The following is a 13492-nucleotide window of genomic DNA, read 5'->3' as shown; positions in this document are numbered from 1 at the left end:
GTCACGCCTGAGCAGCCCTCAGTCGCCGTAGCATGTTGGCGTCGCTCTTCTCGTATTTGGGGAAGTTCGACGTCAACATGGCGATGAACGCGTCGCAGGCCGGGGACCGCCGCTGGTCCCGGCGCACGATCGCGTAGATGAAGCGGTGCTCGAAGTCCCCGCAGGCGAGGTTGAGCGGCACGAGCTCGCCCGCCTCGACCTCGCGCAGGGCCGCCTGCAGCGGCACATAGACGATCGCGTTGGACCGGATCGCGTGGCGGATCAGGAAGTGCAGCTGGTCCGCGACCATGATCGCCTTCGGCTTGCCGCCGAACTTGCGAAACGCCCTGTGGACCAGGTGATGGATGCCGTAGCTGTCGTCCGGCAGCACGCAGTCGCATTCGGCGATGTCCGGCAGCTTCACCGCCCGCCCGTCGGCAAAGGGATGCGAGGGCGGCACCAGGGCCAGCAGCGGCTGGCGCCATTGCCCGACGATCTCGATCATCGGATGGGAGAAGTGGTCGTAGACGAAGCCGACCTGGCAGATGCGCTTTTCCAGCACCTCCAGGACGCGCTCGCGCCCCTTGATCCGCATGCGGAATTCCACGGCCGGGAACTTCTTGCGGAACGCAAGGATCTGTTCCGACAGATAGGGGTCGGTGATGCCGTCCACCGTGGCAATGGAGACGCTGCCCGACTTCAGCTTCCGCAGATCGGACATTTCCCCGCGGATCAGGTCGATCTGGCCGAGGATCGAGGAGAAATGCTCGGCCGCAAGCGTGCCCGCCTCGGTCAGCTGCACCCCGTTGGCGCGCCGGTCGAGCAGCGGCTCGCCGAACTCCCGTTCCAGCTTGGCGATCTGGCGGCTGATGGCCGAGGGCGACACGTGCAGCCGATCGGCGGCCAGGCGGATGGAGCCCAGATGCACGACTTCCAGGAAATAGCGGCAGGCGGTTAAGTTGAGCATCGTGAACCCGGATCGCCAGCTTCTGCGTTTCGGCCAAGCCATTGCCCGCACGCATGAGATCCGGCCTTATACCACCCGCCGCCGGTTTGTGTAGCGCGGCCCGCATCCGGCGCGGGCCGCCCTTCTCACTTCGCAGCGCCCTTGCCCACGGCGAGGCCCGCCCCTTCGCGGCGCGGCAGGCGGCCGTTGAGGACGAGGTGGGCGACAAGACCGATCACCAGACCCCAGAACGCCCCGCCGATGCCGAGCAGCGTGATGTTCGCCGCCGAAGCGAGGAAGGTGATCAGCGCCGCCTCGCGCGAGGCCGGGTCGGCCATCGCACCGGCCAGGCTGCCGCCGATGGTGCCGAGCAGCGCCAGGCCGGCAAGGGTCGTGATGAAGCTCGCCGGAAAGGCCATGAAGACGGCGGCGAGCGTCACGCCGAACACGCCGACCAGCACATAGAAGCAGCCGGCCGCGATACCGGCGATCCACCGCTTGGCCGGGTCCTCATGGGCTTCCCGGCCGGTGGCGATCGCCGCCGTGATCGCCGCGATGTTGAAGGCATGCGAGCCGAAGGGGGCCATGAGGAGCGAGCCGAGCCCGGTCACGGTGACGATGGGGTTGGCGCTGGTCTTGAAGCCGTCGTTGCGCAGCACCAGCATGCCCGGCATGTACTGGCCGCTCAAGGTGATGAGGAACAGCGGCAGCGCGACCGAAAGCAGCGCGTTCAGCGAGAATTCCGGCATGGTGAAGACGGGCGCTGCGAGCTCCAGCCTCAGCCCCGACAGGTCGACCCGGCCCTGCGTCAGCAGGAAGACCAGCCCCAGGGCGAGGATGCCGACCACGGCATAGCGGGCGGAAAAGCGCTTCAGCACCACATAGGCGACGACCAGCAGACCCACCAGCAGCGGATCGACATTCGCCCCGCCGAAGGCGCCGATGCCGAATTGCAGCAGGATGCCGGCGAGCAGGCCCGAGGCGATGCCCGGCGGGATCAGCCGGATGACCTTCTCGAAGCAGCCCGAAAGCCCGAGCACGACGAAGGCCGCGGCCGAGATCATGTAGGCGCCGATGGCTTGCGGATAGGGCGTCGTTGCCAGCGCCGCGACGAGGAAGGCCGCCGCCGGCGTCGACCAGGCGGTGATGATCGGCTCGCGGTAGCGCCAGCTCAGGAAAAGCCCCGTCAGGCCGACGCCGATGGAGACCGACCAGACCCAGGAGGCCGTCAGTTCGGGGCTCAGCCCCGCGACCTTGGCGGCCTGGAACACCAGGATGAACGTGCCGCCATAGTTGACGATGACGGAGATCAGGCCCGCCACGACCGGATGCGTCAGATCGCTGAGACGGAGGGAGGACGGGGAGATGCGGGACGACATGATCTGCAATGGTCTCCGGACGTTGGGACGGGCGGCCGACGGGCCGGCTTGACAAATATCCGGTCAATGGCCTGATACACCCCGCCACTTTTCGCGAATGGACCAGACCATTTGTTCAAGCACTCCCAACTGGAATCGGTGAAGGCATGGATCGCCCACCCCGCCCATGCGGCGATGCCGCTTCATGCGCGGATCCAGCGGGCGATCCGCCAACTGATCGTCGATGGCGCGCTGGGTCCGGGCAAGCCGCTGCCGGCCTCTCGGGCGCTTGCCGCCTCGCTCGGTGTGTCGCGCGACACGGTGGAGGCGGCCTACGGGCGGCTGCATGCGGAGGGTTTCATCGACCGCCGGGTCGGCAGCGGCAGCTTCGTCTCGCAGATGAGCGAGTTCACGCCCGGGCACAGCCAGTCCCGCCGCGACGCGCGCGCACGCCAGCGGGCGCCGAACCTCAGCCAGCGCGGGGCTGCCATGTTCCGCGGCGGCGGAGTGCGCGAGATGCTGGTCCCGCGCCCCTTCGCGCCCGGCGTGCCGGAAACCCGCACCTTTCCCCTGGCGCTGTGGGAGCGGCTGGAGCGGCAGGTGGTCAAGGAGGCCCGGACGCAGGCCCTGGCCCATGGCGATCCGCAAGGGTGCGAGCCGCTGCGCCGAGCCATCGCCGACTATGTGAACCTGGAGCGCGGGGCGCGCGCCACCGCCGAGCGGGTACTGGTCCTCACCAGCTCGCAGCAGGCCATGTCGCTATGCGCCACCATGCTGCTCGATCCCGGCGACCGCATCTTCATCGAGGACCCGGCCTATTACGGTGCGCGCAAGGCGTTCGACGCGGCGGGGCTCGACTGCGTGCCCGTTCGCGTCGACCGGCAGGGCATTGCCGTCGAGCAGATCACGGCCGAGCCGCGCGAGGTCAAGGCGGTGTTCCTGACGCCGTCCCATCAGTTCCCGACCGGCGCGACGCTGGCGCTGGACCGCCGCCTGGCGCTGATCGAGTGGGCCGCCCGGCACCGGGCGTGGATCATCGAGGACGATTACGACAGCGAGTTCCGCTATGCCGGCAAGCCGACCGCCTGCGTGCAGGGGCTCGATCCGCACGAGCGCACCATCTATATCGGCACCTTCACCAAGTCGCTCTTTCCGGGCCTGCGGATTGGCTATGTCGTGCTGCCGCCGCAGCTGGTGACGCCGATGACGGTGGCGCGCACGCTGCTCGACGGGCATTCCGCGCCGCTGCCGCAGCTGACGCTGGCCCGTTTCATGGAAGGCGGGCATTTCGGCGCCCATGTGCGCACCATGCGCGGCATCTATGCCGAACGGCTCGAGGTTCTGGCGCGCCTTGTGCGCACGCATCTGGCTGAGTTCATCGAGCCGCGCGTCCCCATCGGCGGATTGCAGATGCCCTGCGCCCTGACTGGCGCCCTGTCGGAACGCGCCGCCATCGGCGCGGCGCGGCGTGTCGGGATCGAGCTTCTGGGACTGTCCGCCCTGCATGCCCTCGGCAAACCCGAAACGGGGGTCCTGATGGGCTTTGCCGCCTACACGCCGGCCGAGATCGAGACCGCGGTCCGCAAGCTGGCGACCGCCTATCGCGCAGCGGCTGGACAGAGGGCCGGGTAAAGACGCGCCCTTCCCGCCCACCCGCGACGTTGCGAGCCATTGCGTCCGGGCCGCGCTCCGATGTTTCCTCGAGATCCGGCGAGGGGCACAGCACCGCCCGGCCCACCGCCACAGAAGGAACGCCCATGGAAACCACCCGACTGCATCGCGGCCGCCTGATCGATCACATCCAGCTTGTGGTGCACGATCTGAAGGCGAGCGAAACCTTCTACACGGCGGTCCTGTCGGTGCTGGATATCCCTGTGGTCAGCACGGGCAACGGCTACTTCATGGCGGACGAACTCGTCGTCTCCTCTCCCGACAGCGTCACGGCATCGGGCAGCCTGACCGGGCGGCACCACATCGCTTTCCAGGCGAAGGACCGCGAGAGCGTCGACGCCTTCCACCGCGCCGGGCTGGCGAATGGCGGCCGCGACAACGGCGCCCCCGGCCTGCGGGCCTATCACCCAGGCTACTACGCCGCCTTCCTGCTCGACCCGGACGGGAACAATATCGAGGCGGTCTACCAGGGCGAGGCCCAGCGCAACGTGCCCTCGGTCACCATCGATTTCTAATACCGAGCGGAAGCGACGTGTTGTCTTTCCCAAAAGATCTCGAACGTCGGCCGATATTGATGCAACGCGTGCAACCATCGGAAGGAGCATTCCGCCTGCCGTGCCCAAGCGGATCTTTCACCAGCAAAGTCCTGCCTAGACTATAACAAATAAATCTTAATCGTTTCCTGACGATATTTCAGTAAACTCTACACAAAAATAACATTACGGATCTGCATAGCCTGGAGCCTGGAATATTCTCTGCCTATTCCCAAACCAAACAAGACGAGCAGGAAGATCGTAATCCGGATAATCTATAAGATCCGGCCAGTCCGCATGGGGACGCCTCTCATATTTTGTCTCATAATCGGTTTTGAACCAGCGATTCATTACCGTAACGCTGCGGGGAGGCAAGGTCTTGGTTTTTTTCTCATTTAAAGGAAGCTGAAGAAATCGAGCGTGCAACCACTCAGCATAGTCCAAGGTTGCTCTGGTGACCTTCAGCTTCTTACCAGACGGTTCGGCCGTCACGATCTCTCCCAGCCAGATCTGGCGTTCACGAGTCACTTGTTGGAGCTTGTGGTGCTCTTCGGTGAGGCGAGTATGCACAGCATTTCCAATACCGACATACTGAAGTGTTCTTGAGCGCTGATAGGGCCTACGCCCAAGGCACATATAGAGGGCATGCCCATAGTCGGACTTGGCCGCTTCGCGAGCACTGTCCAAGTCATAGGGGCCGAACCAGTCGACAGCGATCATCAAGTGTTTGGGCATCTGCAAAACCTTAAAAATATGATCGAACCAAAGCTCTAATGCGAGAATAGTGTGTTCGTAATTTTCTAAATAGTCTAGTCCTTTAGAAGCCCCCCCTACACCAGCCGCACCGAGTTGGAGCCGCTGTTCAGGAACGACAGGATGCTGAAGACCGTCGTGCCGGAGGTGCGCGGGTTGATGCTCAAGGGGGTTGCGGTCGTCTCGAAGCGGAAGCTGCCGAGCACGCCGTCCGCCTCCACCACGTGTCGGTTGATCACCGCGCCCGGGTCGGCGATCAGCGAGACGGTCGTTTCGTCGAAACCAGGGCCGGCAAGGGCGACAGTCGCGGCGACATTGGCATTGGCCGGGTAGAGCTGCGCCACCTCGCGCGCCGAGCCGGTGAAGAAGGTCGTCGGAGCGGACAGCGCATCGAGATCGACGCACTGCTCGGCCGGCGTACCGCGCCAGGCGCGGCTCGGCTTGATGCCGGTATAGCGGACCGCCTGCCGGCCGGCGATCTGCGCCGTCGCCAGGGCATCGAGCGCGCCGATGGCGCCGCTGACCACATGGATCTCCGCACCGGTTTCACGCGCCGTCGCCTCCAGCCCCTTTCGGAACGCATCGTCCGCCAGAGCACCGGACGAGGCCAGCACCAGGCGGCCGCCGCTCGCCACCACGTCGCCCGCATGCTGCCTCAGGCCGGCATGGCCGGCCGCCTCGATCACCGTGTCCACATCCGCATCCAGCTCCCCTATGGAGCCGACGAAGCGGGCGTCCTGCCAGCTGTGGTCCGGCGCGCCGATGCGCTCGGGGCGGACCACGATGTTCTTGACGCGCACGGCCTTGTTGCCGGCGAGCGAGGCCAGCAGCGTCCGGGTGATGCCCCCGAAACCGATGATCGCAATGTTTGCCGTCACGCCCTGTCGATCCTCAAATTGGCGGTGAAAATCTCTGACAGCTCGCCGGCCGCCCTGATGAGCGAGGCTTCCAGCTGCTTTTCGTCGTGTTCGCGGATGCGGTTGCTCGGGCCGACGATGGAGACGGCGTAGATCACGCCGATCTGCGGCAGGTGCAGCGGCGCGGCGATGCCCATCAGCCCGCGGTCGATCTCCTCGCGGCAATAGGCGATGCCGCTCTCGCGCACCGCCCGGTACTCCTTCTTCACCGCCGCCGGCGAGGTCAGCGTCAGGTCGGTCAGGGGGGTGAGCTCCTGCTTGAGGATGCGGTCCCATTCGGCCTCGTCGCGATAGGCGAAGATCGCCTTGGCGGAGGCAGCGGCATGGGCCGGCATGATCCGTCCGGGATTGACGAAGCCGTGCGCGTCCTTGGCCGGGGTCACAAGCACCGCGGTCTCCACGCGGTCGCCGCGCAGCACCGACAGGAAGGCGGATTCCTTGAACTCCTCGGCAAGGCGATGCAGCACCGTCTGCGACAGGGCGACGATCTGCTGCGGGTCGACAGCGCTGCCGAGCAGGCGGCGGATGCGGTTGCCGAGCATGTAGACCTTGCGCCCGCGCCCCGTGCCCTCGCCGCTCTCGCCCTCGCCATCCCCGTCGGGCCCGCCGACGGCGATGCAGTCGGCCTTCACCAGCCCGGCGATCAGCCGGTGCACGGAGGCTTTCGGCAGGCCCAGCGCGTTTTGCAGACCGCTGAAGCCCAGCCCGTCGGGATTGCGCGCGACCAGTTCCAGCAGCTGCAGCTGGCGCTCCAGAAGGTCGCGACCTTCGCCTGTCTTCTCCGACACCTGTTTCTCCCCCTGGCAAGGCGCCCGTTCAAAAAGCGCTTGACGTCCGCACTCTCATCATCACAAATTTGTTCCACATTGCAATACAAAAGTTCCACTAAACGGAACTTGTTTCGCCTGACGGAACTCCCGCCTGGCGGAACCAAGGGTGGAACAACCAGGGTTCGAGTGCCTTCCAACAAACCAGAGGGAAGTGGGTCTTATGAGGAAGTTCAAGAAGTTCACCGGCGCGCTGGCTGTCGCGCTGATGGGGGCCTGCGCCCTGACCACGTCGAGCATGGCGGAAGACGCGCAGGTCCGGCTGCGCCTGTCGCACAACCTGCCGACCAACAATGCGCTGCATTACGGCGTGCTGGAGCCCTGGGCGAAGTCCATCGGCGAGGCGTCGAACGGCTCCATCGCCATCGACATTTTCCCGGCGCAGCAGATGGGTCCGGCCAAGGACCACTACAACATGGCGCGCGACGGCATCGTCGACATCGCCTTCTACCTGGTCGGCATCGAGCCGGGCCGTTTCCCCATCGTCTCGGCGGCGGAAATCCCGTTCCTCGTCTCGGCCAACGACCGCGGCTCGCGTGCGCTCTACGAGTGGTACATGCCCTATGCCGAGACCGAGATGTCCGACGTCAAGGTCTGCAACACCTTCTATGACGGCGGCGGCACCGTCCACGCCAAGAAGAAGATCGAGCGCCCGGCCGACCTTGCTGGCCTGAAGATCCGCTCTCCCAACGTGATGGCGGCCGAGCTCTACCGTCTCGGCGGTGCTTCGCCGATCCAGATGTCGGCGAACGATGCGGCCGAGGCCGTCGAGCGCGGCGTCGTCGATGCGATCTCCTTCCCGTGGAAGCTGCTCCAGGCGCTCGGCGCCGACCGCACCCTGCACTACCACATGGACACGACGCTCTACTCGCTGGCGACCGCGATCCTGATCAACAAGTCGTCCTACGAGCGCCTGTCCGACGCGCAGAAGGCCGTGATCGACAGCCATTGCAGCGCCGACTGGTCGGAAAAGCTGCCCGTCGCCTGGACCGACTTCGAGAACGAGGGCCGCGAGGTCCTGCTCGGCAAGCCGGAGCATGACGTCTACAAGCTCACCGACGAGCAGCTCGGCGAGTGGAAGGAACTGGCGAAGGGCGTCCAGGCCAAGTGGGCCGCCGATGTCGCGGTCAAGGGCGTCGACGGCGAGAAGGTGTTCGGCGACCTGAAGGCGCTGCTCGAAAAGTACGACGCCGCCTACTGACGCCTGCCCGCTTCGGGCTCTACCTGAAAAACGAGAAGCGCCATGCGAATTCTGAAGACCATCCTGGAAGCTGTGCCAGCGGTTCTGCTGCTCGCCATGGCGCTTCTCACCTCCGTGTCGGCCGCGACGCGCTACCTGATCAACACGCCGGTTCCCGACGAGTTCGAGATCTCGCGCATGCTGCTCAGCATCGTCGTGTGCTGGGGCATGGCCGCCGCCTTCTACTACAACGACCATATCCGCCTGGACGTGTTCTGGGGCCGCGCCGGCCCGCTCGCCCGCAGGATCCTGTCGCGCACCGGCACCGTTCTCAGCCTCGTGATCGTCGGCATCTATTCGGTCGCCCTGTTCTTCAAGGTGCTCGACACGATGAAGGCCGGACTCCTGACCATCGACCTCGGCCTGTCGGTCTGGGGGTTCCAGTTCGCCGCCTGGCTCGGGACGCTCGCCTCCGTCGCCGTGCTGCTCGCCCAGACCATCTGGCCGCCCGCCCATCTCGTCGACGAACAGCCCATCGACCCGGCGCTGTAATCCGGCGGCCGCGCCCACCTGCCGTCCCCGACTTCGGATCCCGACTTCAGACCCTGAGAGACAAGACATGCTGGACACCAACCTCGTGATGTTCCTCGGGTTCGGTCTGACCTTGCTGCTGTGCGCGCTGCGCGTGCCCATCGGCCTTGCCATGGGCAGCTCGGGCATCATCGGCTTCGGACTGCTGACCGGGTTCGAGCCGGCCTTCCGCCTCGTCTCCCATTCGGTCATCTCGACCTTTTCCGACTACACGATGGGCCTGATCCCGCTGTTCATCCTGATGGGTGCGGTCGCGGTCGCGTCGGGCATCAGCGCCGACCTCTTCCGCGCCGCCCAGCTGTGGTTCGGCGGATTCCGCGGCGGGCTCGCGGCGGCGACCATCGCCTCCTGCGGCGGCTTTGCCGCGATCTGCGGCTCGTCGGCTGCGACCGCCGCCACCATGACCCGCCTCGCCCTGCCGGAGATGAAGCGCTACGGCTATTCCGAGCGCCTGGCCACCGGCGTCATCGCCGCCGGCGGCACGCTCGGCGTGCTCATTCCGCCGTCCATCGCGCTCGCCATCTACGGGCTCCTGACGCAGCAGAGCATCGGCCTGCTGTTCATGGCCGGCGTGGTGCCGGGCATCATTGCCATCGCCTTCTACATGCTGACCGCGCGGCTGTGGCTGATGCGCCGTCCCGAGGACGCGCCGGCCGGCATCGTGCCGCCCTTGCGCGAGCGCGTCGTCAGCCTCACCCGGCTCAGCCCGATCATTCTGCTCTGCCTCACCGTGATCGGCGGCATCTACGGCGGCATCTTCACGCCGACCGAAGCGGGCGCGGTCGGCGCCACCGGCGCCATCGTCATCGCCTTCGCCTCGCGCCGCTTCTCCTTCGAGCGCCTGTTCATCTCGCTGACCGAGAGCGTGCGCACGGCGGCCGCGATCCTGACGATCCTCGCCGGCGCCCTGCTGTTCGGCTACTTCCTGACGATCACCCAGACGCCGCAGAAGGTGGCGCAGGTGCTGCTGGATGCCGATCTCGGCGCCTATGGCACGCTGCTGGTCATCCTCGCCGTGATGCTGGTGCTCGGCTGCGTGATGGACTCGGCCGCCGTCGTCATCCTCACCGTGCCGATCGTCTATCCGATCATCACCCAGCTCGGCTTCGACCCGATCTGGTTCGGCGTCATCGTCACCATGACCGTCGAGATCGGCATGATCAGTCCGCCCTTCGGCCTGAACGTCTTCGTCATCAAGGGCATATCGAAGAACACCGACATCTGGGAAATCTACAAGGGCGTCGCGCCGTTCATTCTCGCCGACATCGTCCGCATCGCCGTGATGATCCTGTTTCCCTCGCTCGTGCTGTTCCTGCCGAACCTGCTTCGGTAGGCGCTCCCCGCGGCCGGCACCCCCGGCCGCGAGGCTGCCGTTCCTTGCAAGCATTGCGCCGGGCTGCTCCCGGCATCTCAAGACCGGGAAGTGTGTATTGGCCTTTGCAGATATCGAAAACGGGCGGCTCCACTACGAGGTGCTCGGGCACGGACGCCCCCTGTTCCTCGTCTCCGGTCTCGGCGGCGTCGGCGAGTTCTGGCGCGCCCAGGCCGAGCGTCTGGCGCGCGACTTCCAGGTCGTCCTGCATGATCACCGCGGCACCGGCCGCAGCGAGACGCAGACCAGCGACTATACGGTCGAGCTGATGGCGAACGACGTGCTGGCCCTGATGGACCATCTCGGCGTCGAGCGCGCGTCCATCGTCGGCCATTCGACCGGCGGCATCATCGCCCAGACCATGGCCCTCACCCGTCCCGAGCGGGTCGGCGACCTGGTGCTCAGCGCCTCCTGGGCGCATGGCGATGCCTATTTCCGCAGCCTGTTCGGCCTGCGCCTCGCCGTCCTCAAGGGACTGGGGCTCGAGGCGTACGAGCAGTTCGGCCGGCTGTTCCGCTACCCGCCCTGGTATTTCGGCGAGGAGCCCGAGGCCCTGACCCCGACGGTCGGGGAAAGCGGCAGCGAGGAGATCATCGCCAGCCGCATCGGCGTGCTGCTCGACTTCGATTCCCGCGCAGAGCTGCCGCGCATTTCCTCGCGCACCCTGGTGATCGGCGCCGAGGATGACGCGATCACCCCGCGCTACCTGTGGAACGAGCTGGCGCAGAACATTCCGAACGCGGTCCTGACCACGCTGCCGACCGGCGGGCATTTCTGCCCGCAGACCCAGCCGGACCTCTACCATCGTCACCTGCACGACTTCCTGGTCGAAGGCCGGATGACGTCCCCCGCCGCCGCCGCCAGCTGAGAGGAGCCGCCCCATGTGGAAGAGCAAGGACCTGCCGGAACTGCTTCGCGCCGTCGCGCAGTACCGCGACTACGGCCATCTGGACCGCATCCCGCAGTGGGAAGAGCGCCTGCGCGTCAACGAACTGGAGCTGCGCCAGTTCGCCGCCCTGCCGCATGAGGACGCTCAGCCGCAGTTTACCGCCGGCCTTCCTGCCGCCGCCGAAAAGCCCGCCGCCCTGCCCTTGAGCGACGGCGCGCCGGGCACCGCCCTTGCCATTGCCGCCAGCGTGCGGCGGGGCGAGGTCTCGGTGTCGGAGATCGCCGAGGCCTATATCGCCCGCGCGGAAGCCGTCGCCGACATGAACCTCTTCACCGCCTTCGACGCCGGCCTGGTGCGCAAGGAGGCACGCGATCTCGACGACCGCGCGGCGAAGGGCGAGGATCTCGGCCCGCTCGCCGGCGTGCCGGTGCCGGTCAAGGATTACATGTTCGTGCGCGGCTATCCGCGCACCGGCGGCACGAAGGCCATGCCGGCGAGCCTCGACCACGACGACGCGCCGGTCGTCGCCAACCTGCGCAAGGCGGGCGCCCTGATCGGCGGCATGACCAACCTGCACGAGCTCGCCTATGGCGCGACCGGCATCAACCCGCATTTCGGCGCCGTCGCCAATCCCGGCCATCCCGGCCACATCATCGGCGGCTCCAGCTCCGGCTCGGCCGGTGCGGTCGTGGCCGGCCTTGCGCCGGTAGCGGTCGGCACCGACACGTCCGGCTCGATCCGCCTTCCCTCCGCGCTGTGCGGGGCGACCGGCTTCAAGCCGAGCTACGAGAGCATCAGCCGCGAGGGCGTGATGCCGCTCGCCTGGTCGCTCGACCATGTCGGCCCGATTGCCGGCAACGTGCGCGATGCCGCGCTCCTCTTCGCCGTCATGGCGGGGCGTGCGCCGGAGACCTGCGTCCCCCCGTCCGACCTGAAGATCGGGCGCCTGCGCTTCGGCAAGCCGACCAACCACTTCTACGACGAGGTCGACGGCGAGATCCTTGCGCGCCTGGAGACCCTGATCACCCTGCTTGCCGGCGAAGGCCATGCCATCGTCCCCACGCCCCTGAGCGCGGTCGAGAACTGCCTGCCGATCCACGTCCAGACGGTCAGCGCCGAGGCCTCGCAGGCCTATTGGCAAGCGCTGGCGGAGCATCCCGAGCTGCTCGGCGAGGATGTGCGGGTGCGGCTCGAGGTCGGGCAGTTCCTCGCCGCCGTCGATTACGTCAAGGCCCAGCGCCTGCGCACGGTGCAGCGCGAGGCGCTGCAGGCCGCATTCGCCGATGTCGACGTGCTGATCACCCCGACCATCGCGACCACCGCCCCGAAGATCGGCGCGACCAGTGTGATCATCGACGGCGCCGAGCGGCCGCTGCATCCGGCGCTGACCCGCTTCACAACGCCGTTCAACCAGTCCGGCCTGCCGGCGATCACCCTGCCCTGCGGCGTCAATTCGGCCGGCCTGCCCATCGGCGTCCAGCTTGCCGGCGCCTTCGGCAGCGACGAGCAGCTGCTGCGCATCGCCGCCGAGGTCGAGCGCGTCATCGCGAAAATGCTCGCCTGACGTCCGGGCTGATGCCCGCCACCCCAAAACTGGCACCCAAGCCAGCAAGGAGACCCCCGCGCCCGGAAGCCGGGGCTCCCGGCTGCACCGGGAAGCCAGAGCACGGCGCCCCATCGCCGCAACATGGCACCCGGCGCCGCAGCACAGCCTGCGGTGCCGGGTGCCGCCGTTTTCGGTCCACGCATCCGAAAAGCGTGCTCCCCTCCTCTTGACGAGTTGCCGCCGCTCTTTCTGTACTGGTCGCTGCGTTGATCGGCGGCAAGGGGCGAGCGACATCGATGAAGACCAGTCTGCCAGTCGCGCCCGACACCCGCGTCCGCGATCCGCAGCTCACTATCCGCCGCATTCTCAAGGTCAACCACGCGGGCGAGTTCGGCGCGATCCGGATCTACGGTGCCCAGATCGCGGTCGCCCGGCGCCTCTATCCCGACATCGTGCCGGCCCTGGAAGAGATGCGCGCCGACGAGATCGACCATTGCCGCCTGTTTCGTGAGGCGATGCCCGCGCGCGGCGCCCGGCCGTGCCGGATCATGTCGCTCTGGAGCCTCGGCGGCTATGTGCTCGGCGCCCTGACCGCGCTCGGCGGGCGCAACACGGTCTGGATCTGCACCGAGGCCGTGGAAAGCACCGTCCACCGCCACCTGGAGGACCAGCTCGCCTTCCTTGCCGACCGTGATCCGCAGCTGCACGCCCTCATCGCCTCGATCCAGCAAGAGGAGCTGACGCATCTGCGCGAGGCCGAGAACAACCAGCAGGCGCGCGGCCTTTCCCGCGCCCTGCTGCTGCCGCTCGTCAGTGGCCTGACCGACCTGATGATCTGGCTTTCGACCTGGGGCGATTCCAGCTGGATGCGCGCGGAAATGGCCAGGGCCAGAAACTAATCCCCCAGGATCCCGATCAACCGAAATCTTC

At 66.8% G+C, this 13492-nt stretch carries 13 protein-coding genes; 8 read left to right on the top strand and 5 right to left on the bottom strand.

The window, feature by feature from the left end; translation table 11 throughout:
- Position 1: 1 nt before the first annotated feature.
- Together H7H34_RS00670 and H7H34_RS00665 are read right to left on the bottom strand one after the other, a co-directional pair.
- Complete coding sequence (locus tag H7H34_RS00670) at positions 2 to 946, bottom strand: LysR family transcriptional regulator (protein ID WP_158592751.1); 945 nt, start codon at positions 944 to 946, stop codon at positions 2 to 4.
- A gap of 125 nt (positions 947 to 1071) precedes the next feature.
- Complete coding sequence (locus tag H7H34_RS00665) at positions 1072 to 2304, bottom strand: benzoate/H(+) symporter BenE family transporter (RefSeq protein WP_185923937.1); 1233 nt, start codon at positions 2302 to 2304, stop codon at positions 1072 to 1074.
- A 111-nt stretch (positions 2305 to 2415) separates the two neighbouring features.
- On the opposite strand from H7H34_RS00665, the gene pdxR reads away from it, so the two are divergent.
- Complete coding sequence (gene pdxR, locus H7H34_RS00660) at positions 2416 to 3915, top strand: MocR-like pyridoxine biosynthesis transcription factor PdxR (RefSeq protein ID WP_185923936.1); 1500 nt, start codon at positions 2416 to 2418, stop codon at positions 3913 to 3915.
- A gap of 125 nt (positions 3916 to 4040) precedes the next feature.
- The gene (locus H7H34_RS00655; protein WP_185923935.1) at positions 4041 to 4469 is read left to right on the top strand and encodes a VOC family protein; all 429 of its coding nucleotides are present in this window, start codon (positions 4041 to 4043) and stop codon (positions 4467 to 4469) included.
- A gap of 204 nt (positions 4470 to 4673) precedes the next feature.
- Here H7H34_RS00655 and H7H34_RS00650 read toward each other — a convergent pair whose 3' ends face one another.
- The 3 genes from H7H34_RS00650 to H7H34_RS00640 form a co-directional block, all read right to left on the bottom strand.
- Complete coding sequence (locus tag H7H34_RS00650) at positions 4674 to 5207, bottom strand: hypothetical protein (RefSeq protein ID WP_147421914.1); 534 nt, start codon at positions 5205 to 5207, stop codon at positions 4674 to 4676.
- A 110-nt stretch (positions 5208 to 5317) separates the two neighbouring features.
- Entirely contained in the window at positions 5318 to 6118 is an 801-nt protein-coding gene (locus H7H34_RS00645) for an aspartate dehydrogenase (RefSeq protein ID WP_185923934.1), read from the bottom strand.
- Entirely contained in the window at positions 6115 to 6945 is an 831-nt protein-coding gene (locus H7H34_RS00640; protein WP_185923933.1) for an IclR family transcriptional regulator, read from the bottom strand. Before H7H34_RS00640 ends, H7H34_RS00645 begins: the two co-directional genes overlap by 4 nt.
- A 202-nt stretch (positions 6946 to 7147) precedes the next feature.
- On the opposite strand from H7H34_RS00640, the gene H7H34_RS00635 reads away from it, so the two are divergent.
- From H7H34_RS00635 to H7H34_RS00610, 6 genes are all read left to right on the top strand, one after another.
- The gene (locus tag H7H34_RS00635) at positions 7148 to 8185 is read left to right on the top strand and encodes a TRAP transporter substrate-binding protein (protein WP_185923932.1); all 1038 of its coding nucleotides are present in this window, start codon (positions 7148 to 7150) and stop codon (positions 8183 to 8185) included.
- Between the two features lie 42 nt (positions 8186 to 8227).
- Complete coding sequence (locus H7H34_RS00630; RefSeq protein WP_245164922.1) at positions 8228 to 8716, top strand: TRAP transporter small permease; 489 nt, start codon at positions 8228 to 8230, stop codon at positions 8714 to 8716.
- Positions 8717 to 8786: 70 nt separating this feature from the next.
- Positions 8787 to 10088, top strand: coding sequence for a TRAP transporter large permease (locus H7H34_RS00625; RefSeq protein ID WP_410176329.1), 1302 nt, complete (start codon positions 8787 to 8789; stop codon positions 10086 to 10088).
- 97 nt (positions 10089 to 10185) lie between these two features.
- Complete coding sequence (locus H7H34_RS00620; protein WP_097175338.1) at positions 10186 to 10995, top strand: alpha/beta fold hydrolase; 810 nt, start codon at positions 10186 to 10188, stop codon at positions 10993 to 10995.
- Between the two features lie 13 nt (positions 10996 to 11008).
- On the top strand, positions 11009 to 12580 hold the full coding sequence (locus H7H34_RS00615) for an amidase (protein ID WP_185923931.1): 1572 nt from the start codon (positions 11009 to 11011) through the stop codon (positions 12578 to 12580).
- A gap of 278 nt (positions 12581 to 12858) precedes the next feature.
- Complete coding sequence (locus tag H7H34_RS00610) at positions 12859 to 13461, top strand: demethoxyubiquinone hydroxylase family protein (RefSeq protein WP_185923930.1); 603 nt, start codon at positions 12859 to 12861, stop codon at positions 13459 to 13461.
- The last annotated feature ends 31 nt before the right edge of the window (positions 13462 to 13492 follow it).

Source organism: Stappia sp. 28M-7, from assembly GCF_014252955.1.
GTDB lineage: Bacteria > Pseudomonadota > Alphaproteobacteria > Rhizobiales > Stappiaceae > Stappia.
Note: the sequence above shows the minus strand (reverse complement) of the source record. Positions and strands in the feature narration are given on the sequence as shown.